The 26,144-nt window shown below is 35.7% G+C and carries 25 protein-coding genes; 15 read left to right on the top strand and 10 right to left on the bottom strand.

Annotated features, from left to right (window positions below):
* Window positions 1–39: 39 nt before the first annotated feature.
* The 7 genes from GQ47_RS14845 to GQ47_RS23465 form a co-directional block, all read right to left on the bottom strand.
* The gene (locus GQ47_RS14845) at window positions 40–1,740 is read right to left on the bottom strand and encodes a restriction system-associated AAA family ATPase (RefSeq protein ID WP_035649965.1); all 1,701 of its coding nucleotides are present in this window, start codon (window positions 1,738–1,740) and stop codon (window positions 40–42) included.
* Window positions 1,737–3,146: a restriction endonuclease subunit S gene (locus GQ47_RS14840; protein WP_035649962.1), complete on the bottom strand. Its 1,410-nt coding sequence runs from the start codon at window positions 3,144–3,146 to the stop codon at window positions 1,737–1,739. Before GQ47_RS14840 ends, GQ47_RS14845 begins: the two co-directional genes overlap by 4 nt.
* Entirely contained in the window at window positions 3,146–4,765 is a 1,620-nt protein-coding gene (locus GQ47_RS14835; RefSeq protein ID WP_035649957.1) for a class I SAM-dependent DNA methyltransferase, read from the bottom strand. Before GQ47_RS14835 ends, GQ47_RS14840 begins: the two co-directional genes overlap by 1 nt.
* Before the next feature lie 369 nt (window positions 4,766–5,134).
* Complete coding sequence (locus GQ47_RS14830; RefSeq protein ID WP_035649956.1) at window positions 5,135–5,767, bottom strand: hypothetical protein; 633 nt, start codon at window positions 5,765–5,767, stop codon at window positions 5,135–5,137.
* 3 nt (window positions 5,768–5,770) lie between these two features.
* A complete protein-coding gene (locus GQ47_RS14825; protein ID WP_035649953.1) occupies window positions 5,771–6,175 on the bottom strand; it encodes a DUF3408 domain-containing protein in 405 nt (134 codons plus the stop codon).
* A 12-nt stretch (window positions 6,176–6,187) separates the two neighbouring features.
* Window positions 6,188–6,943: a ParA family protein gene (locus tag GQ47_RS14820; protein WP_035649950.1), complete on the bottom strand. Its 756-nt coding sequence runs from the start codon at window positions 6,941–6,943 to the stop codon at window positions 6,188–6,190.
* 3 nt (window positions 6,944–6,946) lie between these two features.
* Window positions 6,947–7,156, bottom strand: coding sequence for a hypothetical protein (locus tag GQ47_RS23465; RefSeq protein ID WP_152561037.1), 210 nt, complete (start codon window positions 7,154–7,156; stop codon window positions 6,947–6,949).
* A 484-nt stretch (window positions 7,157–7,640) separates the two neighbouring features.
* Between GQ47_RS23465 and mobA the strand changes: the two genes are divergently transcribed.
* Together mobA and mobB are read left to right on the top strand one after the other, a co-directional pair.
* Complete coding sequence (gene mobA / locus GQ47_RS14810; RefSeq protein WP_035649941.1) at window positions 7,641–8,078, top strand: conjugal transfer protein MobA; 438 nt, start codon at window positions 7,641–7,643, stop codon at window positions 8,076–8,078.
* 2 nt (window positions 8,079–8,080) lie between these two features.
* Complete coding sequence (mobB, locus tag GQ47_RS14805; RefSeq protein ID WP_035649938.1) at window positions 8,081–9,358, top strand: conjugal transfer protein MobB; 1,278 nt, start codon at window positions 8,081–8,083, stop codon at window positions 9,356–9,358.
* Window positions 9,359–9,408: 50 nt separating this feature from the next.
* On the opposite strand, the gene GQ47_RS14800 is transcribed toward mobB, so the two are convergent.
* Together GQ47_RS14800 and GQ47_RS14795 are read right to left on the bottom strand one after the other, a co-directional pair.
* Complete coding sequence (locus GQ47_RS14800; protein WP_035649936.1) at window positions 9,409–10,239, bottom strand: oxidoreductase; 831 nt, start codon at window positions 10,237–10,239, stop codon at window positions 9,409–9,411.
* Between the two features lie 80 nt (window positions 10,240–10,319).
* Window positions 10,320–11,213 (bottom strand): helix-turn-helix domain-containing protein, encoded by an 894-nt coding sequence (locus GQ47_RS14795; protein ID WP_035649934.1) that lies wholly within the window; start codon window positions 11,211–11,213, stop codon window positions 10,320–10,322.
* Between the two features lie 241 nt (window positions 11,214–11,454).
* On the opposite strand from GQ47_RS14795, the gene mobC reads away from it, so the two are divergent.
* The 12 genes from mobC (at window position 11,455) to GQ47_RS14735 (ending at window position 24,722) form a co-directional block, all read left to right on the top strand.
* Window positions 11,455–13,452 (top strand): conjugal transfer protein MobC, encoded by a 1,998-nt coding sequence (gene mobC, locus GQ47_RS14790; RefSeq protein WP_035649932.1) that lies wholly within the window; start codon window positions 11,455–11,457, stop codon window positions 13,450–13,452.
* 302 nt (window positions 13,453–13,754) lie between these two features.
* Window positions 13,755–14,120, top strand: a complete 366-nt coding sequence (locus GQ47_RS14785; RefSeq protein ID WP_035649929.1) for a DUF2147 domain-containing protein — start codon at window positions 13,755–13,757, stop codon at window positions 14,118–14,120.
* Between the two features lie 13 nt (window positions 14,121–14,133).
* Window positions 14,134–15,441, top strand: a complete 1,308-nt coding sequence (locus GQ47_RS14780; RefSeq protein ID WP_081909363.1) for a TolC family protein — start codon at window positions 14,134–14,136, stop codon at window positions 15,439–15,441.
* A 31-nt stretch (window positions 15,442–15,472) separates the two neighbouring features.
* Window positions 15,473–16,606, top strand: a complete 1,134-nt coding sequence (locus GQ47_RS14775; protein WP_035649920.1) for an efflux RND transporter periplasmic adaptor subunit — start codon at window positions 15,473–15,475, stop codon at window positions 16,604–16,606.
* Window positions 16,607–16,749: 143 nt separating this feature from the next.
* Complete coding sequence (locus GQ47_RS14770; protein WP_035649918.1) at window positions 16,750–17,991, top strand: ABC transporter permease; 1,242 nt, start codon at window positions 16,750–16,752, stop codon at window positions 17,989–17,991.
* 213 nt (window positions 17,992–18,204) lie between these two features.
* Window positions 18,205–18,876: an ABC transporter ATP-binding protein gene (locus GQ47_RS14765; protein WP_035650668.1), complete on the top strand. Its 672-nt coding sequence runs from the start codon at window positions 18,205–18,207 to the stop codon at window positions 18,874–18,876.
* 90 nt (window positions 18,877–18,966) lie between these two features.
* Window positions 18,967–19,458 (top strand): DUF6515 family protein, encoded by a 492-nt coding sequence (locus GQ47_RS22920; protein WP_051951566.1) that lies wholly within the window; start codon window positions 18,967–18,969, stop codon window positions 19,456–19,458.
* Between the two features lie 238 nt (window positions 19,459–19,696).
* Complete coding sequence (locus tag GQ47_RS14755) at window positions 19,697–20,665, top strand: DUF6268 family outer membrane beta-barrel protein (protein WP_035649916.1); 969 nt, start codon at window positions 19,697–19,699, stop codon at window positions 20,663–20,665.
* 32 nt (window positions 20,666–20,697) lie between these two features.
* Window positions 20,698–21,672, top strand: coding sequence for a sensor histidine kinase (locus GQ47_RS22915; RefSeq protein WP_051951564.1), 975 nt, complete (start codon window positions 20,698–20,700; stop codon window positions 21,670–21,672).
* A gap of 32 nt (window positions 21,673–21,704) precedes the next feature.
* Window positions 21,705–22,451: a LytR/AlgR family response regulator transcription factor gene (locus tag GQ47_RS14745; protein WP_035649914.1), complete on the top strand. Its 747-nt coding sequence runs from the start codon at window positions 21,705–21,707 to the stop codon at window positions 22,449–22,451.
* 211 nt (window positions 22,452–22,662) lie between these two features.
* Window positions 22,663–23,358 carry a DUF4397 domain-containing protein gene (locus GQ47_RS14740; RefSeq protein WP_035649912.1) on the top strand — a complete coding sequence of 232 codons (696 nt, stop codon included), beginning with the start codon at window positions 22,663–22,665 and terminating at the stop codon, window positions 23,356–23,358.
* Between the two features lie 131 nt (window positions 23,359–23,489).
* Window positions 23,490–24,722, top strand: coding sequence for a hypothetical protein (locus GQ47_RS14735; RefSeq protein WP_152561036.1), 1,233 nt, complete (start codon window positions 23,490–23,492; stop codon window positions 24,720–24,722).
* Between the two features lie 26 nt (window positions 24,723–24,748).
* Here GQ47_RS14735 and GQ47_RS14730 read toward each other — a convergent pair whose 3' ends face one another.
* On the bottom strand, window positions 24,749–25,102 hold the full coding sequence (locus GQ47_RS14730; protein ID WP_035649906.1) for a winged helix-turn-helix transcriptional regulator: 354 nt from the start codon (window positions 25,100–25,102) through the stop codon (window positions 24,749–24,751).
* Window positions 25,103–25,253: 151 nt separating this feature from the next.
* Here GQ47_RS14730 and GQ47_RS14725 point away from each other — a divergent pair, with 151 nt between their 5' ends.
* Window positions 25,254–26,120: an SDR family oxidoreductase gene (locus GQ47_RS14725; RefSeq protein ID WP_035649903.1), complete on the top strand. Its 867-nt coding sequence runs from the start codon at window positions 25,254–25,256 to the stop codon at window positions 26,118–26,120.
* Window positions 26,121–26,144 lie beyond the last annotated feature (24 nt).

Raw genomic sequence — 26,144 nt, 5'->3', positions numbered from 1 at the left:
TTTTGTGAAACCTAGAATTAATATGAACATACGGTCTTATCATCTTTTTTTAATTATGTCTGTCATTTCCTTTATTAATAAAACTTTCTCTATTGAATCTCCTAGTTCGGAATTTAATTCTTCAATTAATCCCTCTACGTTATCTGTTTGCAGAAATCTCTCCCTATATGCATTCAATTTTTTAAGTGAATATTCTCCGATTGTATTTTTTCGCTTGAAGATCTTATTTGTCAAGATATTTACAGATGTTCCAAAGGTGTCAATATCTAAGTCCTGCGCATTTTGAGGTTGATGACCTCTATCAAATACTATAACCTTATCAGGAAAACAATCTGAAATAATAAATGGTGAATGTGAAGTAATTAAAATATCGCGCATTAAATGATTTGTGCCACTTTTATTTAAGCAATCTTTCAATAAACTTATAAATTCTGAACGCCACTCAGGATTAAAATGTGTTTCAGGCTCATCTAGTAACATCAATGTGCTTTTATCACCTAATAACAAGCATATTCCCATAGTATGTAAAAATTGATGCTCGCCATCAGAAAATGCTTTTAAGAGCATCTGGTCGTTCGAATTTTTCTTTTTTAAGCGAAATAGATTAAAGTGAAATACGTGTTCTTTTTGTTTAAAAGAAGGTATCTTATACATCGCATACAAACTTTCAGAATTGTATACTTCATCCTTTAACTCTTTATCCACGACCCTTAAATTTAGGAGATTGAGAACCTGAAATGCCTTAAATAACTGTAATGGTGATTCGAAATATTGCTGGAACAATGTTTTTAAGTTACTTTCTTTTGTTAACTTATTTTCATCAAAATAAAAATCCAGAACTTCATATTCATATCCTCTTTCGTCATTTGCTGGCTTTGTAAACTTCGCAGTAGCACATTTACGTAGCTTATCTAAAGTTTCTTCAACTAACGGTAGCAAGTATCCTAATCCCGGATCTTCACTTTCGTAATATAATTTGTGATTATTTATGACCAACCTGAAACTGTGAAGTTTGTCAATATTTAACTGTTCTTTGATTGGTTTGATTGTATCTTCATTTTGCAATAGAAAATTAGCTAAGAGTATAGCTTGACTCATATGGTAATCCATATAAACTAAGCTACTTTCAGGCTTCTCCTCTAACTTATAATCTAATACAAGTCTAGTTCTGTTGCGTAGATGATAAATGTATTCATCCAGCTGAAGCAGTCTAGATTTTATAAATGGCAAACTTAATATTTCATTTTCTCCAGATGAATATCCGATGACCAATTCTGGTAGATATGTTCGAATTGAGTCAGAGATATCAATAAATATTGGGACTTCCGTTTGGTCTAAAGCCTTAATTTTTATTTGAGGTAATTTATCTTTCTCTTTTCTGACAATCACATTATGATAATTTTCGACATTCTTGTCTGCTTCTCGAGGTATAATAAAATATTCTAATTCATATGCGACAGGTTCAGATTTCTCCTTCTTAAAATCATTTTGTAGAAATTCTGATGTCTCAGGAGCTATAGTACAACATTCTAGATGATAAAATATATTAGATAACGCTTCCAAAACATTGGACTTTCCGCTTCCATTTAATCCTGCAAAACAATAGGGATGAAAATTTACCCAATCTTCATTAGGTTCATCATCTCGAAAAATTACAGTAAAATTTTCTGTGCCTTGTTCTATTCTTATATCATCAAGGCTCCGGAACTTTTCTAATATTGTTAATTTAACTAGCTTCATTTTACCCTTAATTTAAGATTGTGGTCCTCTTCAAAGATTTGAATAATCTCTTCTTCTTCCATAAGTTCAAACAAGATTTCCCTTGTTTCAGTATAATCCATAATCTCGTCGAAATTTTGCTCCTCAAAAAGATTTATTAAGTATTGTAATCTTTGTTTATTGCCACGTAAGTCTTGGGCCGTAAATTTTTTAATCAAGTCCTTAAAAATAGGTTCTTCGTCTATCTGAACATCAGGCTTAAATGCATTATGGAGAATGACCAGAAATAAGTCCTGCAATATTTTTAAAGATTTTTCCACGTTAGAACGCAATTCAGAAACTAAATCATAATGAGATTGAAATTTTTCCTGTAGTTTAAGATCGGGAATAGGAATTTTGAATCCTTTAAGTTTGTCTAGATTAAGTTGAGCAAAAGTTGTCCCTTTTACCTTCCCTTGAATAAGGAACTGGAAGCCTCTGCTTTGAATCGTGCATAATAAATATGCGGGTTTTACAACACTTTGGTTTAGCGGTATTATTGCCAAGCCTCTAGTAATATTATATCCACTATAACTTTCAGTTACAACTGCAGCCTGACCAATACTAGCTCTGATAGTAAGGATAACATCCCCGGTTTGACATATACTTCGCTTAAATTTTTCGTGAATTTCTTGGCTTGTAAAATTTTCTTTATTAATTTTTATCTCTCCACCTTTAATATTACTCGTCGTTAAATAGGGATAACCATTTTCCAAATTATTACCAGGATTTTCCATTCCTCGAGTAACACCTCTCTTGGGATCAGAAATTTGATTTATAGTTAATTTCTTAAATCCTTTCTGATTATTTACGGGATCTCCAAAAATTTGGAAATATAGTGAGTGGATTAGCTTTTCAAGTATTTTAATTATCTCAATTTTTTCATTGATATAAAACTGAATACTATCCAGCTGAGACACTACTTTTCTTTGAAGCTCTAAATCTTTTGGAAAACTAATATTGAGTTTTTTAAGATTTGTGTTGTTTAATATAGGGATAGTTACCTTATTAGCCTTATATCCTAGATATTCTTTATTTCTAATAATCCAGTAGTAGAAAAACTTTGGAAGAATTAGATTGTTCTTTACTCTTATACCGGTAATTTGTTGATTGCTTGCCGCTGCTTTTTTAACTATTGCAGTTTTACCAATATCTCCAATACAGCTTATTAATACAGTGTCCTCTATATGAAGAAAAACTTGTTTGTCTAATATTGCTAATTCTGATATTTTGGTGTTTGTATCTGAAATATATTGTTGCCCTTGCAAATCCGTAGGAGTTACCCAAAGCACCTCACCTTCATAATATAGAGGCTCTTTCGTGTTAGGGGTTTTCCCAGTTTGTGCACTTTCTACAATTTCTCCTATTGTTGTATTAATATAATCCATTAAAACTCTTTTTCTAATAGTTTTAAAGAGTTAAACAACTCTTCTTCAATTTTTAAAACTTGCTTTAGTAATTTTGCTGGCTCTTCGTACTGCATCTCTTCAAAAACAAATTCTTTATATAGATTATAATTTAATTCAAACCCATTCTCTTGAATTTTATTTACAGGAACGTAAAAATGTTTCTGCTTACGGTCTTTTTGTGGATTGTTTTTTTCGTCTTTCGTTTTATACTGCTTGACAGTCTCAGGTAATGGAAAATCATTCTTAATTTTTCTCCTGCTATTATCCAAAGTGTAACCATCTGAATCCATCCCATAAAACCAAACCTTTTTGGTATGATACTTATCTGAGTCGGACTGTTTTTTGGTAAATAAAAGAATAGAAGTTTTAACACCTGTATAGGGATTGAATACTCCACTTGGTAAAGATACCACAGCTTCTAAATCACAATCTTTCAGTAATATCTCCCGCGTTGCCTTGTAAGCCTTTCCAGAATTAAATAAAACTCCTTCAGGAATCACTACTGCAGCTTTTCCATTTTTTTTAAGCATATATACAATACGTTCTAAAAATAAAAGTTCAGTTTGTAGTGATTGTGCTTTGTCTTCTTTTATTTCATAAATACGATTTAAATTTTTACTTATCGATTTACTGTTGACTTTGGCGGCGAAAGGCGGATTTGCTAGGATAAATGAAAATTCTTCCTTCCCTAAGGTCGGAAATATCTTTTCATAGTATGCTTTTTCTTCTCCTTTCAAAATCTGAGCTTGCGTGAAATTTTTCTTTCTTGCAGTATAATAGAAATTTTCATATTCGCTAGATATAGTATTCAGATTTATAATATGGGGTTTTTCAATACCGTGCATCATCATATTCATCATACCAATCCTTACCATCGTAGCGTCAATATCAAATCCATAAAATGCACTCTCATTTAATTGTTTTTTCTTTTTTGCCGTTAGTTTATCTCCGTCCAGGCCTTTTTCTAATTGATTGTCATCGTCCAGGGTAACAACTTTACTGTTTTCTTTAAGAATATATTGGTAAGAGCCAACTAGAAAGCCTGAGCTACCACTTGTTACATCACAAATCTTTGTATCTATATTGTCTATATTGGGATTAACAAGTTCACTCATCATTTGAATTATATGCCTTGGAGTTCTAAATTGACCATTTTTACCAGCTTCATTTGTTGCTCGCAAAAGATATTCGTATACATCTCCTAATAGGTCTTGGAAGTGTTGATTTTTTTTTTCTTCTGCCTCTACTAAAGAAAATATATCGTCTATTATCTTTACCACTTCCTCCAATAAGGAAGGTGTATTTATTCCAAACCGTGCGTTTTTCATCTCAATCGCAAAAGGTTCGCCTTCTCTTGACAAATCGTTTTGAATAAAACCAAATACAGATTCAATTTTATTTTTGAGTTCAATTCCTTCCAAATTATTGTAAGTACTCCATTTGTAATCATCATTAACTTTGGGATGAAATTTCTCTAAACGTTTCATAAAGATAAGGTAAGAGATATTATCAATCGCCGTTATTGGATTGGATAGACCTCCTGCCCAAAGTCTGTCCCAAAGAAGCTGTACTTTATTTTTTATTACTTGTGATAACATATCGTTGTATATATTTCTAATTTTATATTTTTTAAAGTTTTTTTCAAAACCGTTTCAAGTCACTAAAATGCTAAAGTTACTCAATTGATTTTGACAACTCTTATTGTCTACATTAGTGTTGAGCTATCTGTGTTAATGTTTCTACAGAAGGTTGCATTCATTAGGACTCCATGGAGAGACGGTATCTTCTTCACTTATACCAATTGCGAATTTACAATATTAGCTACATTAAAAAATGCATTGATTAGATATTTCTGTTATTAGCAGATTTTTTCAATTTTAGATTTGCTTACTAATGCTAAATCACATTTGCAATTAATTCAGGAGAGTAAAAACCGAGGACGTAAAATACAATAAAGGGAAGCTTGCTCACACAAACTCCCCAATATCAAAATCACCCAAATCATTTTTCCGCAGAGTAGAAGAACCGGAACCAGTTTCAGAGAGACTGCTGTCCAACAGCATGGCTATTTTTCTTGAAGCACCCTCAATGGAATTTTCCAGCAGGCTGAATAATTCAGTACCCTGTAATTTTTGAACTATCGCAATGGCCGTTTCTTTTTGGGCTTGCACCAAATTTTCTTTTTGGAGTAACGCCCCTACGGAGCTTAGTTCATCATAGGTAACCCCTTGGGCAAGACTGTCATCATCTGCGGATATTCCGTACCTGTTCCATTCTTCCTCCTCCTGTTCAAAATCAGGCACATTACTGAAAACTTCGTCCAGCTCTTCCTGCGGAATTTGAACACCTACGTTTTCATTTTCGTCGTATTCAATGTCTAAATTATCGGGATTTATCTCTATTTCCTCGATTTGGCTTTCATTGGCACTGTTTGGAGCTGAAAGGCTTGTTGTAGGCTTGGGCTGACCCATAATATTCGGCAGGTTTGGGTTAACCTTCTCCTGTTTCGTCTGTTGCCCCGAACTTTTTTTGATGACAACCTTGTCCTGTACAAGTAGTGCAATGACTATCAGCAGGCATATCACAATTACAATTTCCATAGCTTATAAAATAGGTTTGAAACGTTCATTGAAATAATCAGTAATATCATCCCCAAACTCCTTAAAGTGATGTTCAAGGATGTTGTCTATATAGGAGTAAAGTGTTGTCTTTTCTTCCCTGGTTAATTGCACAATGCGGATTAACCTTTCGTGGTATTCGGGACGTATGTAAACAACCTTTCCGGTACGGCCTGAAGGAAACCGATTGACCATAAATATCTCCTCATAATCCACCTTCTTTGAAGAAGCAATGCGGACTTTTTCTTTTGGTTTTGGTTCCTTCTGTTTTTCTTGTTGCTGATTAGCTTCGGGTACAATAGAAGACTTATTACCACTCATGATGTTCATTATTAACTCTTCATCAACAGCAGGTTTATCAAAGTCTTTTCTTTTTTTATCTATGGACATCCTTAAGTGTTTTTAGAGATTAACAACTTTTAAAAACTCCTCGACAAACAAATCCATTCTGGTTGCTTTCATAAGCTGTGGTTCGGCAGGCAGCAAACTTGACCGAAATACACTGTTGAGTGTATCATCCGTTTCTTTCCTAAAACGTTTGCTATCCATTATTTTTGAGGTCATTACAGATAAATCAAGCTCGTTAATAACACTTTGATAAGCCTCGTATATTCCTGTCTTCTCCCGACCATCTACCTGATTCCAAAACATCCACATTTTTTGATCTTTATTACTCTGATCTGTTTCGGGCAAACCAAGGAAAGCTTTAGTAAAGCTCAACGTACTTTCCATAACCAGACGGTCAGCAGTGATTGGAGAAAAAATAAAATCCATTGTTCTTAAGGTAGTAAGCACACCCTTTGTATTGGCTGTACCCGGAAGGTCAAAAAAAATTATATCAGGCTCCAGTGCAGATTCATTTACGTATTCCAAAGCCTTTGACAAGGCATCCTCCGCTTTACAACTGATAATCGGATATGCCTTTTTATTGATACTTTGATACAACTTCATTGCAGCTCTTTTATGGTAGTCATTCTGCATAATCGTTTTTAAATCTCTTTCTCTCATATTGGTTAAACTGTGTTGTGGAAAATCACAATCCATTACAAGTACATTAAATCCTAAACGATAATGCAATACACTTGAAAGTAGTGCTGTCATAGTAGATTTTCCAACACCGCCCTTAGGCGTTGAAAAACTGATTTTTAAGGTTTTCATTTTTTAAATATTTATTGTTACACATTTTACTTGTTTGGCAGGTTTGAATATTGGTGTATTTGAATAGTAGCTGTTTTCCGTATGCCTGTATTCCCCTTTTGAAAATTTCCTTGATTGTTGTTTGCTTTCATTACAGCTTTGTGAATAATAATTTTTAGCAAATGGTAAACGTTGCAAATGGCAAATTGCTTTACCATTTTTATGCTTTTGCATTTTTACATTTTTACGCTTTTAAAACCTTTTACTTTTATTCCAAAATATCTGTATCCAAATACTCCTTTCTTGTTTACCTGTACACATTTTTTATAACCTGCATTAAAACCATAAAGCAAATAAAGCGATTGAATTAGCTCCCTATTGATGTGTCGCAGTGTTTGGCACTCAAAGGCAGAGTTTGTCCAGTGGTTTCATTACAATATTCTCACATGCAGTTATTTACTTTGTCAAATGATTTTTATGAACAGATTTACGCGAAGCATCTCGACAGAATGGAAACTAAACAGAACGGCATCGAGCCGTTTTTCCCTGTTACGTTTAATCCGTCCCGAAGGGCGGATTTTTGTGTTCGCCAGAACACGGCAAGTTGTGTTTTGAGCATCTCGAAACGATTTCCGATGCTCAAAACAACTTGCCCTGCCGGGGGCTGGAAAACGCTCTCCGAAGTCGAGGTTTTTGCGTTGATTAAAATGGATTTATTATGAAGGAGGATAAGAGACAACAGTTCAGAAAGACAGGACGCCGACCTAAGAAAGACCCGGCGAAAATCCGATATACGATTTCTTTTAATGAACAGGAAAATGCACGTTTTCTAGCCCTGTTTGATCAGTCGGGCATGAAGGTAAAAGCTCATTTTATAACCTCATGCATCTTTGAAAAGACAATCAGAACTATTCAGATCGATAAAGGAACCGTTGATTTCTATATGCGGCTGACTTCATTTCACAGCCAGTTTCGCTCCGTAGGCGTGAACTATAATCAGATTGTAAAGCTCCTGTACAAGAATTTTTCCGAGAAAAAAGCTGCAGCTTTCCTGTACAAACTTGAAAGACAAACAGCTGAAATGGCGATGCTATGCCAAAAAATTATTCAGATAAGTGAGGAATTTGAAACAAAACATCTTAAAAAACAACCTTAAAAATGATAGCGAAAATCGGAAGAAGCGGAAATTTATACGGAGCATTGGCATACAACCAGCTCAAAGTGGAGAATGAAAACGGGCAGATTTTGTTTACCAATAAAATGATTGAAACCGCTAGCGGTGGTTATTCCGTTGCACAATTAGCCCAATCCTTTGCCCTTTACCTGATAGCCAACCGCAATACCGAGAAACATACGTTGCATATTTCGCTCAATCCCGACCCGAATGATAAGGTAAGCGATGACAGCTACAGGGAAATGGCAGAGCAGTATATGAGGGAAATGGGTTACGGCGAACAGCCCTTTGTGGTATTCAAACATACCGATATTGACCGTAGCCATATTCATATCGTATCGGTTTGCGTGGACGAAGATGGCAAAAAGATTTCAGACAAGTTCGAGAAAATGCAGTCTATGAATGTGTGCCGTGAACTCGAAAGAAAACACGGATTAATACCCGCTATAGACAAGGAGCATCGGCAGAAAGACAAGGTTTTCAGTCCGGTTGATTATCGAGCAGGCGATATAAAAAGCCAAATCGCTTCAGTAGTTCGCCACTTACCGAATTATTATAAGTTTCAGACTTTGGGCGAATACAATGCCTTGCTTTCCCTCTTTAATATTACCACTGAAAAGATAGAGGCAGAAGTGCAGCGGCAGCCGCGGCAGGGTTTATTATACATTCCGTTAAATGACAAAGGCGAAAGATCCGGGCATCCGTTTAAGGCTTCGTTGTTTGGTAAAGAGGCAGGTTTAATGGCTTTGGAACTCCATTTTGTGAAATGCAAAACGGAATTAAAAGATAGTCCAACTAAGCTAACCTTACAATCAGCCGTTACGATCGCCCTGAAATCAACAACTGATGAATTAAGTTTTAAAAAGCAATTAGCAGAACAGGGTATTAATGTCGTGGTGAGGAGGAATGATACTGGGCGTATTTATGGAATGACGTTTGTAGACCACAATTCTAAAGCGGTTTGGAACGGTTCACGTTTAAGCAGGGAACTTTCTGCCAATACCTTCAATGATTATTGGAACAATAACATCAAACCGGAGATTAAAGAGCCAGTTAGATTAGAACCGGAAATATCTATATCAAATGATACGGATCTTCCCGCGGAAGAACCGCATCATTTGTTCGACTTCTTAAATAGTGAAAAGCACCAAGACGGCCTGTTTGAAACATTGGGCGGTTTGCTTCCCGAAGCACAGGGAGAAGATTACGAGGAGCAGGATTTTGCCAGTAGAATGAAAAAGAGAAAACATAGGCGAAAATGAGAGCACTCCAAGTCAGCAACGTTATCCTTTTCTTATAATTACAGACTTGCTTATTCTTCAAAATCTGTTGATGCAGAAAGATTTTTAAATTGCTGAATTTGGTGTGACAGTTGAGTGATTTTGTCATTTGCCCTATTGTAAGCATCGCTTCCTAAAAATAAAAGTGCCGGAGGATTTTGATTGTTCACTAATTCAATGAAAGTGTCAGCGACTTTGTCGGGATTGCCTAACTGTTTGCCGTCTATTTCATTCATTTTTTGATGTGCAGTTCTCAAAAAGCTGTAATCGTCGATCTGTCTTTTACTAAAAGCAATAGAGTCTGGTTTTGCAAAATTAGTGCGAAACCAACCGGGTAAAACTGCTGTTACATTTATTCCTAGTGGTTTCAAATCATTGGCCAATGCTTCTGATAAACCTGTGACTGCAAATTTCGCTGCGCAATAAATGCTCCAGCCAGGTCCTGGAGCGAAACCTGCAATTGATGAAATGTTTATAATATGCCCTGAACGCTGATTTCGCAAATAAGGCAATGCTTGTTGGATTACTTTTACAACAGCAAAGAAATTAACATTGAAGTTTTCGTTTATTTCCTGTTCAGACAGTTCTTCTATTGCGCCTCCAATTCCATAACCTGCGTTGTTCACAATAACATCAATTTTACCAAAAGCTCTTTTAGTTTTTTCTAATGATTTTGCGATTGATTTTTCGTCCGTCAAATCAACTTCCAAAGGCAAAAAGTTTTCACTTGTAATTTCAGACAATGCAGAAGACTGTCGTGATGTTGCAGCAACTTTATTTCCTTGCAGTAGCAATTGTTCTACTAATGAACGTCCAATACCTTTAGACGCTCCTGTGATGTACCATACTTTTGAATTGTTCATTTTTATACTTTTTATATCTGCGAAATTAGAACACACTGCTTATACAATGATGGTAAGAACAGTACCAATATTTGTAAAAATCAAACCAATCTAAAAGATGTGGGATTTATTCCTGTTTGCTTTTTGAAGAACTTGTTAAAGTGTGCAAGGTCATCAAAACCTAAAACATCACATATTTCAGATATTGACCAATCAGTATGTTTAAGCAAAATTTTTGCTTCTGTATTTAGCCGCTCAAACAGGTGTTGTCTTGTTGTTTTCCCCGTGACTTTTTTTAGACAACGATTAAGGTAATTGACGTGAATAGACATTTTATCAGCATACGCATTTGGCAAGCGGAGTATAAGTTTGTCTGTTTTGTGTTGAATGGGAAATTGTTGTTCCAATAATTCCAAAAAAATTATTGTAATTCGTTTGCTGGCGTCACCATATTGATAAAGATTTTCTGGCGGTGTCCATTTCATTGCCAGGAAGTACAATTCACTGGCATAACTCCTGATCAGTTCGTATTTGTAAATGTAGTTTCCCTCTATTTCCTGAAGCATTTTCTCAAAAAGAACTTTTACATCTTTGAAATTACTTTGGGATAGTTTAAAAACAGGCTGGACTGATGATTTGAAAAGAGAAAGATTGCCTACATCCAATTTATAATTTTCCTGAAAGAATTCACGCCTGAAAACACAAAAAAAACCTTTTGTTTCGGGTGCTAAAGGTTGGTAAGAATAAGGAATATCGGGATGAAAAAACAGCAAGGTATTTCCGTCTACTTCAACATTTTCATTGCCATATCTGAAGACATTTTTCCCTGAAAAAAGCATTATTTTAAAAAAATTCCTGCGAATGTGTAAAGGTAATTCTTCATTTCTTTTTATACGGTTTTCAATATTAAACACATTAAACTGCCCGATAGTATCGTGCAAATTATCGGGTAATTCATTGAATTTATTTTTGTAAAATTCTTCTATTGTCTCCATCAAATAATTGTTGATAATATTTCACGATTAGTAAAAACGAAACCAAATTACAAATTCTTAGCTAAGAAGACAAATCGCAATAATAATTACGATTTATGTCAGATGATTAGTTTCTCGGAAACTTATACAGTTGAAAAAAGCTGTAAGCCAAACACCGCCATTCACCGCCAATGAATTCCACATTTTGAGAACCATTAGCAACAGCCTCTAAATTCACTCCCGAACATTAAAACAAAAAATAATGCAGGGAGACGACGACTTAAGAGGACTTGCCAAGATTATGGCATTTATGCGGGCAGTAAGTATTCTTTTGATACTGATGAACCTTTATTGGTTCTGTTACGGTTTCTTTATGGAACGTGGCTGGACGTTAGAACTCATCAATAAGATCTTAGGCAATTTCGATCGAACGGCAGGATTATTTTCGCATACCTTATATACCAAAGTATTTGCTTTGGTATTGCTGGCTTTAAGCTGCTTGGGTACTAAGGGAGTCAAGAACGAAAAAATAACCTGGTCTAAAATATATTTGGCTCTGGCCATTGGTTTTATCCTGTTTTTTCTAAACACGCCTTTATTAAAGCTGTCGTTAAACGCCGCTACATTCCTTTATATTCTTTCCACAAGTTTTGGTTATATCCTCCTGATGGTAGCCGGAGTTTGGATGAGCCGTTTGCTTCGTAACAACCTTATGGACGATGTTTTCAATAACGAGAATGAGAGTTTTCAGCAGGAAACAAAGCTTATGGAAAACGAATACTCCGTCAATCTTCCTACCAAATTTTATTACAAGGGCAAATGGAACAACGGCTGGATTAACATCGTGAATCCCTTTCGGGCAACGATTGTATTAGGAACTCCGGGATCTGGCAAGAGCTATGCAATCGTAAACAACTATATCAAGCAGCAGATTGAAAAAGGCTTCTCCATGTACATCTACGATTTCAAATTTGACGACCTTTCTACCATTGCCTACAATCATTTATTGAAGCATCTGGATAAGTACAAGGTTCAGCCCAAATTCTACGTCATCAACTTTGACGATCCACGCAAGAGTCACCGTTGCAATCCACTTAATCCCGACTTTATGACCGACATTTCAGATGCTTACGAAGCCGCATATACTATAATGCTTAACCTTAACAGATCCTGGATACAGAAGCAAGGGGATTTTTTTGTGGAAAGCCCAATTATCCTATTAGCTGCCATTATTTGGTATTTAAAAATCTATGACGACGGTAAGTATTGTACTTTTCCACACGCTATTGAACTCTTGAACAAAAAGTATTCAGACGTATTTACTATTTTAACTTCATATCCAGATTTGGAAAATTATTTGTCGCCTTTTATGGATGCGTGGCAAAGCGGGGCGCAAGACCAATTACAGGGTCAGATTGCATCGGCTAAAATTCCTTTATCAAGAATGATTAGCCCACAATTGTACTGGGTTATGACAGGAGATGATTTTTCATTAGACATTAATAATCCTAAAGAACCTAAGATTTTGTGTGTAGGTAACAATCCCGACCGTCAAAATATTTACTCCGCAGCATTGGGTTTATACAATTCAAGAATTGTGAAACTCATTAATAAAAAAGGGCAATTAAAAAGTTCAGTAATTATAGATGAGTTGCCCACAATTTACTTCAGAGGATTGGACAATCTTATCGCAACTGCCAGAAGTAATAAAGTAGCAGTTTGTTTGGGTTTCCAGGATTTTTCGCAACTAACGAGGGATTACGGCGATAAGGAAAGTAAAGTAATTCAGAATACAGTGGGTAATATTTTTAGCGGCCAAGTGGTCGGAGAAACTGCAAAAAGCCTGTCGGAACGATTCGGGAAAGTATTGCAGAAAAGGCAGAGTATGAGCATCAACCGTAATGATACATCTACTTCAATATCTACCCAATTAGACAGCCTTATACCGGCTTCCAAAATATCCACATTGACACAAGGTTTTTTTGTTGGTTCTGTATCGGACAATTTTGATGAACGCATCGAACAGAAAATCTTTCATGCTGAAATTGTCGTGGATAATGAAAAGGTGGCTTCTGAAACTAAAGGGTATCAAAAAATACCGGAAATTTTATCTTTTATTGACGAAAAAGGGAAAGACAATATGAAGCATGCAATCGAGGATAATTACAGGCAGATAAAGCAAGACATTTTACAGGTTGTCAAAATGGAACTGGAGCGTATCAAGAATGACCCGGATTTACAGCATCTCGTGCAGAAGTGATAGTATTGACTTTATCCGTTTTAAATAGTTTGTTTTTTATGCGTTTTAATTTTAAATTTTGAAATATATCAAAATTACCTGCCAAGTATCTTGCGAACTATTATAGAAGAAATTAAAAAATCCAAATTTTTAACGGCCTAGTCTTTTTGTAGTGGTCAGTCTATAGTACTAAATTTCAGCTTTTATTTATTTAAATCCTTCTCTGTTCATTTCGACCCCCAAAATGTTCAACTCACTCAATTGTACAGAGCAACAGCTCAAAAGCAAATGCATCTTTGCATTGAATTTAAAACTTAATATCAATGCAAAAGATTCTTTTAATGGCAGCCGGGCTGCTTTTCAGCCTTAATGTTTTAGCCCAAACAACCAATGATAAAATTTTGGGTAAATGGACAAACGAAGACAAAACCCGTATCATCGAATTTGTAAAGAGCGGTGATGCTTATGATGCCATCATTCGAAAGGCAGAGGACAATAGCTTAGTTGGTAAAAAGCAAATAACGGCTCTGAAAGCAACTGGTACCACTTCATTTTCGGATGGTACGCTGCACATTATCAAAAAAGGGAAAACGGCAAAATGCACGGCTTCACTTTCTGGGGATACTACGCTCTACATTAAAGGGAGCTACGGTATGATGTCTAAATCCCTAACCTGGACTAAGCTCTAAATTATTCCAGGCAATGAAAACTATTATTTTAGCACTATTGGGTTTCACCAGCTTCAATGCAATGGGTCAGGTACAGTTTGGCTCATTGCAGGAAGTGCTGGCTTATGCAGATAAAAATGCCATCTCTATCCAAAGTGCGTTGCATCAGGAACAAATAGCCACCGTAAAAAACAAAGCATCAAAAACAGCCTTATTACCTACTCTAATTGCATCTGCCGGATTTAATGATAACATTACCCTACAGCCAACCTTGGTTCCGGCTAATTTATTCAATCCTGCTGCACCGGAAGGTACCTTCAATGAATATACTTTTGGAAAGAGATATGTTTATAACGCCGGCATACAAGCCAATTGGGATGTTATTAACTTTCAGAAGTGGTTTGATATAAAGATTTCCCAAGCTGCTTCACTGTTAAACCAAGCCAATACCATCAATACAAAGTATCAGGTTTACAACCAACTGGCTCAGACTTATTTTTCCATTTTGCTAACGGAAAAATATTTGAAAATAAGCAAAGAAAATATTGTAACAGCAGATAACATTTACCAAATAGCAAAAGATAAATATGACATCGGAATTTTCACGGAAGAAAACCTGAACCGCAGCAAGATTCAACTAGTACAGGCAAATCAGCAAGTAAGCAGTCTGGAGTCTTCTTTGGAACAACTCTACAACCAATTGCAGTCACAACTTAACATCGATGAACCACTCATTTTAAAAGATGAACTTCTTGATAAAGAAATGGATACTGGTAATGCACTTGTAATAACAACATCTCATCCAGAGGTATTGGTGCAGGAAGCACAGGTACAACTAAGCGAAAAGCTACTAGCCCAAACCAAATCATTGCATTATCCAACCCTTACATTGGGTTATCAATATAATTATAATTGGGCAACAGATAAGATGACGGATTTTTCGGAAGCCAATAACCTGCCACAACAATTTTGGGGACTAAAATTGAGTGTACCCATCTTCAACGGCTTGAGTACCAAATCGAAAATCAAACAGTCGAAAATCCAATTGGAACAAGAGCAAATGGTGCTGGACAGTAAGAAGCTAGTGGCAAAAAAAGATGATGACAATCTGCAAATACAGTACAGACAAGGAGCTGAGGATTTTAGAAAACAGGAAGAGGTTTTGCAATTACAGAATAAAAATGATACACATTCCAAGAATCGCTACGATAGTGGCATCATTGGTTTAGATGAGAGATTGGATAAATTCAAGGATTTGCTGGAAGTACAAAATCAATATATGCAAAGCCTCAGCAACCAATATATCAGCTATTACAAGCTTTATATCCGCAAGCAATTTTAAGCATAATCATAAATGTTATTATAAAATATCAATGAAAACAAATAAAATAATTGTTGGGTTATTCCTTCTTCCAATGCTGGGCCTATTGTCTTGCAGCCGTCAGGAGGAAATAACACCACAACACATGACTATACAGCAGGCTATTTTTGCAAGCGGGAACCTAGAGCAGGAAGATGAATATATAATTTCAGCAGCTGCCGATGGTACTATCCGGGAATTGAGCATTCGTGAAGGTGATTATATTTCTAAAGGAGAATTACTGGTAAGGATTGATAGTGATGTTTCTAATACGCAGTTGCAGGAAGCACGGGTAGTTTATAACGATGCGAAACAAAATTCATCAGCTAATGCGCCGCAATTAGAGCAGATAAAATCACAGATAAACCAGTCTAGGAATCAGCTCAATCTGGACAAAATCAACTATCAGCGTTATGCTGATTTGCGCAAGAAAAATTCTGTATCGCAGTTGGAATATGAAAAATCAGAACTACAATACAAAGCCTCACAAAGTAGTTTGCAGGTATTGGAGAAGAGTTACAAACAAGCACAGGATGCATTACAATTAAATGCTGATCGTAGTCTGCAACAGGTAAAAACACAGCAAGCCATTTTAAACGATTACAGCATACTAGCAGATAAGGACGGTATTGTGCTGGAGGTTTTAAAAAAGAAAGGCGAACTGGTACGAAAGGGCGAGGTGATTGCCAAAATCGGCAGTGGTAAAAACATCCTTAAGCTATTTATTGCAGAAGATGATATTACAAAACTTTCGATAGGTCAACAAGCGATTGTGCAAATGAACAATTATCCCGACACAACATTTACCGCATCGATCACCAAGATACTTCCAGCGTTTGACGAGACAGAACAATCATTCACAGCAGAGGCAACCTTTGTAAATCCACCACAGCTTTTACTTTCAGGCACACAGCTTCAAGCAAATATTAAGCAACAAGGCACAAAGAAAGTTTTAGTTATTCCAGCAGCAGCGGTCATCCGTGGCAAATATGTAGAGTTAAAAAATGGTGAAGAAAAAGAAATAAAGACCGGACAAAAATCAGGCAATTGGGTGGAAGTAAAACAAGGCTTGACCGAAAAAGATATTATTCTTTTACCAAAGGGGAAGGATAAAGAACAAGATGTTACAAAGCCAGTTACAGAGTAGAGAATATATTGGTATGGGCTTACATTTTGGCGTACCACATCTTCATATTTCTAATGGCAATAATAAACAGCAAAAAAGAAATTCTGCACACGACAGCCATGGATTATTTGTTGGATTAAGCTGGAATTTAAATAAAGAAAGAAATGGCAAATATAAATAACAAAATTTCCTGGACACATCTTACTTCAAAAGTAAAACAGTTGATTGTAGCAGTACTAAGCGTAACATTTGGGATATCGATGTACGTTTTTATGAACAGCTTTATGAACGGTGTAAATAATGCTCAAACCGATATCACATTTACCTCAATGTCACACATAAGAGTATATAATGATCCTGCGGGAGAACCTACAATACTGCTGTCACAAAAGAATACTTCGGATACATTGACTATGGTGAGCAATGCCAAGCACATCAATTATACAGAAGGTATGATTAATGCCGATGAAGTAAAAGAAGTATTGCAAAAAAACAAAGACATTGTCGCTATTACCGAGCAGGTCAATCAAAATGTGTTTTTCAGAAATGGCGTAACCAAAGTAAGCGGTTCACTTTCTGGTGTTGATGTAGCGAACGAAATTCAGATGTTTAACACCACAGAGTATATAACCGAGGGCAATTTAAATGATTTAGACAAGCGTTCGGATGCTGTTGTACTTGGCACTGGATTGGCAAATAAGTTAAGTGCGTCAATTGGGGACAATATATCGCTTACTACAGCCGATGGCGTAAATAAAGTTTTTAAGGTAGTGGGATTAATAGAAACAGGGAGTGGAAGTGTCGATAAGAGCCGTGCCATTATTTCTATTAGCACAGCACGACAGTTATTATCCAAGAATAAAAGTTATGCAACAGATGTGATGGCAAATGTAAAGGACTACAACGATGCGAAAACTATTACTAATGAAGTACGTCCAGATATTAAATACAAAACAGAAGCCTGGCAGGAAGGCAATGCCCAATTAGAATCTGCCAATACGTTGCGAGACATCATAGCGATTGCTGTTTCCCTTACCATACTTATTGTGGCAGGCTTTGGAATTTATAACATTATGAATATGACTGTGAGTGAAAAGATACGGGAGATTGCCATCCTGAAAGCAATGGGTTTTGACGGCAAAGACATCGTGTATATTTTCCTGGTTCAATCTGTTATCATCGGGTTAATAGGTGGTTTTATAGGTTTGTTATTAGGTTTTGCTGTTGCTTCTATTGTAGATAGAATTCCATTTAAGATTGCATCATTTGATACATTGCCCATTACCTATCTGCCTGCAGATTATATTTTGGCAATGCTATTTGGCTTGGCCATTACGTTTATTGCCGGCTATTTACCTGCGAGAAAGGCATCCAAAATAGACCCTGTAGAAATTTTAAGAGGATAATGAAGAAATATTTTAAAGAGAAATTTCCACGTGAAGAAGTAGAATTTATTATGTCGATTCTTCTTTTAGGAGTATTAGCTTTAATTCTCGGCTATTATAACTATTACTGCTATTACTGTTACAACTATTACTGCTATTATTACCCAAATAGCTATGAATGTGAGTGTTATTGGTATTACGATTATTACTATGGGTGTTATTAAAAATAAAAAAATGAAAGCATTAACTGCAAATAAAATTACAAAATACTTTCACGACCCTGAAACGTTTCAGGTATTGAAAGACGTGAGTTTTGACGTAAACAAAGGAGAATTTGTCTCCATTGTTGGTAAATCAGGTTCGGGTAAATCTACCCTTCTGTATCTTCTCTCTACAATGGATACATCTTACGAAGGAAACATCACTATCAATGACACAACGGTTACCGGGCTAACACAAAACGAGTTAGCCAAATTCAGGAATGAGCATATCGGATTTGTATTTCAGTTTCATTATTTGTTGCCGGAATTTTCCGTTTTGGACAATGTAATGTTACCGGCATTGAAGCTTAAAAAGAAATCTAAAGAGGAAATAGAAGCAAGAGCAATGGAATTATTGACATTGCTTGATATTAAGGGACACGAAACTAAAAAAGCATCTAAAATATCGGGCGGTCAACAGCAAAGAGTTGCTATCGCAAGAGCTTTGATCAACGAACCAGCCATCATTATGGGCGATGAGCCTACTGGAAATCTGGACAGTAAAAATACCAAAATTGTGTTTGATATTTTTCGCCAGTTAGCCAAAGAAAAAGGGCAAACTATCATAGCCGTTACCCACGATGACGAATTTGCTGCCAATTGTGACAGGATTATTGAAATGGTCGATGGGAAAATCATTCAATAAGCGGGTTTTATTATAAAGCCGATATTAAAAAACGTAATGTCCATTAATCCATTGATTTGAAAAAAACTTAAATATTAAATAAATACTATTATGAAAACTATTCAAGAATTCTTAACCAAATTTACTTTTACGATAGCCCTTCTCATTGGTCTATCATCCAACCTACAAGCTCAACGTATTGTAAGGGCTGTGCCACGGAACAACACTGTGGTAGTTTATAGCGGTGTTTCCTATCGCTATGCGAACGGGTGTTATTATAAACCGCATCGCAGTGGCTTTGTGGTGGTTACGCCTCCAGTTGGGTTGCGTGTGCGTATATTACCAGTCGGATATACCAACGTGGTAATCGGTGGAAGAGCTTATTTTTATTTCGGAGGGGTTTACTACATACAGCTACAGCCTAATAATTACGAAATTGTCGAAATTCCGAAAGAAGCCTTTCTAACTGGTCTTCCTGAGGGATCCGAAACTATAACAATTAGTGCTAAGAAATATTATAAAATTGGTAATACATATTACGAAAAACTTATCTCCGAAAACGGCACAGAACGATATGTAATGGTAGGGGAAAAAATACAATAGTATCCTGTTTATAGCATGCCGGACTTAAAAATTGTTAATAAGAAATTAAATTTCAAAAAGGATATTCCAAAAATAAAAATTGGCAAAAATGCAATTCTCACAACTCTAATAACCCTTACTTGTGCTTCTTTTCAGGCACAGGTAAGAAGAGTTTATTCATTCAGCAATACAACTATGGAAATATTGGACTGGAAAATTATATTTTTTAAACAGCAATCACCAACACAATATTTCTCGTTTGAAACAACCCATAGCAAGTGTTCCCGCATTTAAAGGCATTTCTATAAACACTGGTTTGGGCATAAAAATATCTACAAAAATCAAGATGAATAAACATAAATACCTTTTATTAACGACATTCTTATTTACCAATATCTTATTTGCTCAGGATAGGGATTTATTGAATGTCAGCTATTCAGTTTCGACATTAAAATATAATGATACCGTTGCTAATGCCAATTTATTTGATCTAAAACTCAAACTACCGGTGTTACAAAAAAAAGAGAATACCATTGTCGGAATAGTGGGTTACAAAAATCTATCGCTACAGAATTTCCCGTCGGATTATACCGGTAATTTACACGGCATCACTCTACAGGGAGCCTGGATTTATAAATTATCCGATAGAAAAAGCCTGACCTTTTTTGCTCAGGCTGGATTGTTTTCAGATTTACAGGATGTTAGCGGCAAAGATTTCAGGTACACTGCCGGCTTGCGTTACAGAGTAAAACATTCCGAAAAGTTAAGCACAGGTTGGGGCATGGCTTATTCCAGACAGTTTTTCGGTAACCAGATTATCCCATTCATTGATGTAGATTACAGACCCAATGATAAATGGAGCATTACCGGACAGTTCCCCATCAAACCAAAAGTGCTTTACCATTTTAATGATAAATGGAGTGCCGGGATTGAAGTATCCGCGGATGCATCCAGCTACAGGCTTTCAGCAACGGAAAGTAACAATCAGTATATCCAGGTCAATCAATGGACTGGTTTGGCAAAGCTGGAATATCAGTTTGCAAAAAGTTGGCAGCTAAATATTGGGGCCGGTAGAAATTTTAGACAGAGCTATAAACTTTATGAGGATGCAGCTACTACACCCTGGACCGTTATTACTATACCTTTAGGTAAAAAGCCCGATCCCATCTATGAAATAGACAACAATGGATTGAATATCCAAGTAGGTATTTCATTTAAACCGTTTTAGAAAACCTTACTTTTTGTAACTTTATCAGAAAAATGAAATTACCCATAGAAAAAATATTACCCATTGCTTTATGTATCGTGTTTCCTGCTTTAAATGCGATCACAACCAGGGGTATTATCAACATTATGGATGTCGATTCCTTGATATTATTTCGGTGGATTTCTGTTTCTGCAATGCTTTACCTGCTTTGGATGTTGCTGGATTATATTTCTGAAAAAGCGGAAACATACAAGTTTCTTAAAGCAATTACTGGAGCAACGGCACTACTTATTATAATTTACAATATATTTCTGCTCACACCGCTATTTCAAAATAAGAATTTACAATGGATGTTTGTGGCCAGGTATTTTATTGCCATTATTCCATTTTTAATAATTCAATATGCCTTTCGGGCTAACAAAAAAGTAGCGCAATTAGAACTGGAAAAACAGCAGATACAGACAGAAAACTACAAAGTTCAATTAGAAGCATTACGGACCAAAGCCGACCCACATTTTTTATTTAATTCTCTTAATACGCTTCGTACAATGGTGCGTCATCGAGACCCGAAATCTGAACAGTTTATCCTTAGTCTTTCCGACTTTTACCGACAAACTTTACGGTACAACGAAAGCACATTGATTAAACTGATTGATGAGGTAAAGGTACTGGAATCCTATTTATTTCTAATGAAGAACAGAAATGAGGAAGCTGTACAAATCAGTATTCAGATTGCTGAAGAATTGTACGAACACCAAATTCCTACATTGGCATTGCAAACCGTGATAGAAAACTGTTTCAAGCATAATATGATGACATCGAAATTGCCTTTGTATATTGAGATCAAAAGTGCCGATAATTATATTGAAATTAAAAATAATGTTCAACCCCGGATAGCCAACGGTTCATCTTCCGGTTACGGATTGGAAAATTTGAAAAAGAGATATGAGTTGCTAAACATTGAAAACGGAGTGGATATTGAATCGACAGATGACCATTTTCTTATAAAACTTAAACTTATTTTATGAAGGATGCCATCTAAATTCTCAACAGAAATAATATGAACGTACTGATAGTAGAAGACGAATTACACACCTCGAAATTGCTGAAAGAAATAATTGAGCAGGATGAAGATTTTTTGGTAACCGAACGTCTGGAGTCTGTAGCAGAAGCCGTGCAATATCTAAGTAAACACCAGCAGAAATTAGACTTGATTTTTCTGGATATTCATTTAGCCGACGGGCATAGCTTTGAGATTTTCAACCATATTGACGTTACTGTTCCCGTTGTGTTTTGTACTGCTTATGATGAGTATACTTTACAAGCCATTAAAAACAACGGCATTGATTATATTCTCAAGCCTTTCAAGGAGGAAGACATTCACGCCGCACTAAACAAATACAAAAGGCTGGCTCAAATCTTTAGGGATAAATCATTTACACCTTTACAATTCCCTGCTACAACTCAGTACCAGCAAAGCTTTCTGACACAATATCGAGATAAAACGCTGGTAAAATATGTAAAAGATATTGCTCTTTTTTACATTGAATTTGAAACTGTTTATATATACACATTTAATGGTGAAAAATTTTCTTTGTTCAAAAATATGGAGTACATCGAATCAGTTTGTGACCCTAAACAGTTCTTTCGCATTAACAGGCAAGTATTGATTAGTAAAGAAGCAGTATTGTCTATTGAGCCATATTTCAACAGAAAAGTCATTGTTCAAACGAAGTTCAACCTATCAGAAAAATTAGTTGTAAGCAGGTTGAAAGTTACTGCTTTTAAAGACTGGTTGGAAACGTAGTTTACATGGTTTATTTCTATTCGTATGTGATATTTTGATAATTACTTTCTACTAATTTCTACTTACCCTTAATTTAAAATTCATTGCAATTAAATTCAAAGTCTCAAATGTTCAATTGAAGTTTTTGTTTGTTCAATTCATCCAAATTTCGAGTTGTTTAAAGGTTAACACTCAATAGTTTTGCTTGTATAAACAATAAAACTTTTATGTTATGAAGAAACTATTTATTTTCAAATTAATGATCATTGCAATGTCGGTAACAACTTTAATATCTTGTAATGATGATGACGACGATTGTTATTATGTAGAACAACAGGATGCTGCCCGCGGAACTATTACCAATGCGAGTCCTAATTCTGGCAGTTTAGACTTTTTCTCAGATGAAAACAAGATCAATTCTTCTGCCCTGAATTATACCGATACATTTGGCTATTACAATTTCTATATTGGGAAAAGAACTTTTAGCATTAAAAACAATGCTGGAGATATATTGGCACAAACGGATATCGACCTGAAAAATGGCGACTATTTCAGCGTTTTTGCCGTCAATACCTTCAATAATATAGAACTCGTAACCTATAATGACTTTGTCACCTATCCTAAAAGCAATAACGCAGTTGTACGTTTTATAAATCTTTCATCTGACTCCCAAGCCATAGATATAAAGAGCGCCACCAAAGATTTTGCAGCTGATCTGTCTTTTAAGGAAGACACCAAATTTATCGAAGTATCAAGTGGTTTTTATGATTTTACTTTTTATAAAACCGGCACCGACCAGGTATTATTTTCTCAAAAAGATTTCGAACTCAGACCTGGCAGAATTTATACTATCTACACCAAAGGTTTTATTACCCCGCCAAGCGGAAGTAATGACACTTTTTCGACTAAAACAATCGTAAACTTTTAGTGCTGCATTTTTAGCTGCATTTGATAAAATTACTCAGTGCAAGGATATTGGATATATCCTTGCATTTGGTATGCTCTTCATTTGGTTTGTATAACGATCAAAAAAACTAAACCTCATCTATTTTATCTTTAATGAAAAACACTATACCGGTATTTTTACTGATTTTCATCACACAAATACTTCTTGGACAAACCAATAGGAACTTTAAATTTAAAGAACGCGACATTGCGTACACAGCCTACTCTAATTACAAAGGCCATCTCGATAATCTGCCAGGTATGAATGTGGCAATCATAATGGGAAAGCCTGAGGAAAACACGCAGGAGCTATTCAAAAATGATACTTTAAACAAAGTTGAAGGAAAAAGTATGATTGATTTTACATGGTTTTATTACCTGCCGTTTCAAAATTTAGATGAAAATAATGTATATGATTTCCTAAAAAATTTTATTGAACAAAATTTTGAAAATGACAGCTTTGATCGTAACCGGATATTTTTGTATTGGCCCAGTACGAATCCATTATCATGCGAGAAAATTAATGAACTTAATACAATTATTTCCGGAATTTGTGTTGCTGAGGATAATACCATGCTCCAATGTAATGAAAATGTTTTTCCTGCTAAATCAATTACAAAAATTAAAAAAAGAAACACCCTGACCTCTATAAAATATGAAGTTCCCACCAGCGTGGACATAGAAAAAATTAAGGAGAACAAAAATGTGCTGCGATTGTCCAGCAATTGGAAAAAATTGATGTTTATTGATATCACTTACGGACAGCAATATATTGATCAAAATCACTTTGCTTCTTTTGACAAGGAGAGTGGTATCGACTTTTCTGAGATCAATACTTTTTGGAACATAACTACAGGTTATTATATAAGTAATCGATTTGGCCTGAGTGCAAATTTTGGATTGATCCGGCAAGCAGTAGAAAAAGGAATTGATGAGATTAGTGAAGGTGCGGACGGAAGCATAACCGTAGAGGGTTCCGGAAAAGGAGCAGGTCTTTACAGACTGGGCATAGGAGCAAGAATGATTGTATTTAGCAAAAACAGGTTTAGTACCTATTTCGAAGCTTTGACCGGCAGTTTAACAGCAAAGGCAGGAAGTAAAAGTCAATCAGCAACAATTGGCGGAATAGGAAATTCATATGGTCAAAGCAATATCTCCAGCCAGCAAGCTCTTTTCCTTACTTGCATAACAGCAATGAATTACAGACTCAATAAAACACTATTTTTGACTACTAATATTCAATATACTTTTTCTGAATTTGATCAGCCTATTGGTTCGATTTCCGGTTTTACAGGTTTCTCATTTAATTTTGGTATTGGATTCTCTTTTTATGTAAAAAAACAATAAATATTGGTTTAAAATATAAGATAATCTTACTTGTCGACAAGTTTTTGCCGATACGTTTTTCCCCAATTTCCCATCGCTTCGATAACAGGTTTTAAGCTTTTGCCTTCATCAGTCAATTCATATTCCACTGTGACAGGCATTGTATCCTGTACGGTTCGTTTTACCAGATGATTCATTTCAAGGTCTTTCAATTCCTTGGAAAGTACTTTAGGAGCTAGTCCGGCTATATGACGATGAATTTCCATAAATCGCGATTTATCGTTATAATAAAGCATACCGATGATTGACGTTTTCCATTTGCCGCTCAAAAGGTCCTGAGTGTCTTTTACGCCTTGAATGTTTTGTCTGCACGTATCTGTTAAGGAAATTTTCTCTTTCATGTTTTTTATTATCATAACGAAGATACGGAAAACCGATAACTTTATTCCCTACAACTTACCATTTGGTAACTACTTACCACATGGTAACAGAAGTATAAGCAGTTAAACTTCAGGCTAACTTTGCAGTATTAATAACATTAATATTTTAACTATGATTTTAGTAACCGGAGCAACAGGAAATCTGGGCTCAGCAGTAGTAGATCAATTATTGAAAAAGAAATCTATAGATGAGATTGTCTGTTTGGCAAGAAACGAAGACAAAGCACAGCCCTTGCGTGACAAAGGCGTGCAAGTTATCATTGGAGATTTAGAGGATGTGGAATCATTGCAGAGAGCCGTGCAGGGAATTAATAAAGTTTTGTTGATTTCCACAGTAGATCATCACCGTTTTCAGCAGCATAAAAATCTGATTGATGCCGCCACAACAGCTGGTGTAAAGCATATCGCGTATACCAGTGCACTGATAAAAGATGTGGCCTCTTCAGCTGTAAGTGCACATCTGGAAAGCCATTTCCAGACAGAGAATTACATCAAGGAAACCGGGTTGACTTATTCTATTTTCCGAAACTCTTTGTATGCAGATATGATTCCCATATATGTTGGCAAAGAAGTTTTTGAAAAAGGTATTTACTTACCTGCAGGAAACGGAAAAGTCGGGTATGCCCTTCGCAGGGAAATGGGAGAAGCTATAGCTAATACACTTGTGCAAACTGATAACGAAAGTAGAATTTACGAATTGACAGGAAGTGAAATGTATTCATACCAGGATGTGGCAGAGATTCTTTCCGAAATAGCCGGAGAAGATGTTTATTACACTGATGCAGATGCTGTCACTTTTCCAGATATATTGAAGCAGTTAGGTATACCTGAAAGGATGATAATGGTTGCATCTGGTTTTACCACAGACATCAGAAATCATCAATACGAAATCGTATCTCCAAACCTGGCAGAACTATTAGGAAGAAAACCAAAGAATTTGAGTGAAGCCTTAAAAGAAATTTATGGCAATAAAAGCTAAGCAATTATCTGCAGCAGTGGCAGA

It is taken from the genome of Flavobacterium sp. ASV13 (genome assembly GCF_000745775.1).
Classification (GTDB): Bacteria; Bacteroidota; Bacteroidia; order Flavobacteriales; family Flavobacteriaceae; genus Flavobacterium.
The sequence above is the reverse complement of the archived record's forward strand: the minus strand, read 5'-3'. Positions and strand labels throughout refer to the sequence as shown.

Excerpts from the sequence above, each read along its gene's own strand:
- GQ47_RS14845 (WP_035649965.1), bottom strand. The coding sequence starts at position 1,740 with ATGAAGCTAGTTAAATTAACAATATTAGAAAAGTTCCGGAGCCTTGAT.
- GQ47_RS14840 (WP_035649962.1), bottom strand. The coding sequence starts at position 3,146 with ATGGATTATATTAATACAACAATAGGAGAAATTGTAGAAAGTGCACAA.
- GQ47_RS14835 (WP_035649957.1), bottom strand. The coding sequence starts at position 4,765 with ATGTTATCACAAGTAATAAAAAATAAAGTACAGCTTCTTTGGGACAGA.
- GQ47_RS14830 (WP_035649956.1), bottom strand. The coding sequence starts at position 5,767 with ATGGAAATTGTAATTGTGATATGCCTGCTGATAGTCATTGCACTACTT.
- GQ47_RS14825 (WP_035649953.1), bottom strand. The coding sequence starts at position 6,175 with ATGTCCATAGATAAAAAAAGAAAAGACTTTGATAAACCTGCTGTTGAT.
- GQ47_RS14820 (WP_035649950.1), bottom strand. The coding sequence starts at position 6,943 with ATGAAAACCTTAAAAATCAGTTTTTCAACGCCTAAGGGCGGTGTTGGA.
- GQ47_RS23465 (WP_152561037.1), bottom strand. The coding sequence starts at position 7,156 with ATGCAAAAGCATAAAAATGGTAAAGCAATTTGCCATTTGCAACGTTTA.
- mobA (WP_035649941.1), top strand. The coding sequence starts at position 7,641 with ATGAAGGAGGATAAGAGACAACAGTTCAGAAAGACAGGACGCCGACCT.
- mobB (WP_035649938.1), top strand. The coding sequence starts at position 8,081 with ATGATAGCGAAAATCGGAAGAAGCGGAAATTTATACGGAGCATTGGCA.
- GQ47_RS14800 (WP_035649936.1), bottom strand. The coding sequence starts at position 10,239 with ATGAACAATTCAAAAGTATGGTACATCACAGGAGCGTCTAAAGGTATT.
- GQ47_RS14795 (WP_035649934.1), bottom strand. The coding sequence starts at position 11,213 with ATGGAGACAATAGAAGAATTTTACAAAAATAAATTCAATGAATTACCC.
- mobC (WP_035649932.1), top strand. The coding sequence starts at position 11,455 with ATGCAGGGAGACGACGACTTAAGAGGACTTGCCAAGATTATGGCATTT.
- GQ47_RS14785 (WP_035649929.1), top strand. The coding sequence starts at position 13,755 with ATGCAAAAGATTCTTTTAATGGCAGCCGGGCTGCTTTTCAGCCTTAAT.
- GQ47_RS14780 (WP_081909363.1), top strand. The coding sequence starts at position 14,134 with ATGAAAACTATTATTTTAGCACTATTGGGTTTCACCAGCTTCAATGCA.
- GQ47_RS14775 (WP_035649920.1), top strand. The coding sequence starts at position 15,473 with ATGAAAACAAATAAAATAATTGTTGGGTTATTCCTTCTTCCAATGCTG.
- GQ47_RS14770 (WP_035649918.1), top strand. The coding sequence starts at position 16,750 with ATGGCAAATATAAATAACAAAATTTCCTGGACACATCTTACTTCAAAA.
- GQ47_RS14765 (WP_035650668.1), top strand. The coding sequence starts at position 18,205 with ATGAAAGCATTAACTGCAAATAAAATTACAAAATACTTTCACGACCCT.
- GQ47_RS22920 (WP_051951566.1), top strand. The coding sequence starts at position 18,967 with ATGAAAACTATTCAAGAATTCTTAACCAAATTTACTTTTACGATAGCC.
- GQ47_RS22915 (WP_051951564.1), top strand. The coding sequence starts at position 20,698 with ATGAAATTACCCATAGAAAAAATATTACCCATTGCTTTATGTATCGTG.
- GQ47_RS14745 (WP_035649914.1), top strand. The coding sequence starts at position 21,705 with ATGAACGTACTGATAGTAGAAGACGAATTACACACCTCGAAATTGCTG.
- GQ47_RS14740 (WP_035649912.1), top strand. The coding sequence starts at position 22,663 with ATGAAGAAACTATTTATTTTCAAATTAATGATCATTGCAATGTCGGTA.
- GQ47_RS14735 (WP_152561036.1), top strand. The coding sequence starts at position 23,490 with ATGAAAAACACTATACCGGTATTTTTACTGATTTTCATCACACAAATA.
- GQ47_RS14730 (WP_035649906.1), bottom strand. The coding sequence starts at position 25,102 with ATGAAAGAGAAAATTTCCTTAACAGATACGTGCAGACAAAACATTCAA.
- GQ47_RS14725 (WP_035649903.1), top strand. The coding sequence starts at position 25,254 with ATGATTTTAGTAACCGGAGCAACAGGAAATCTGGGCTCAGCAGTAGTA.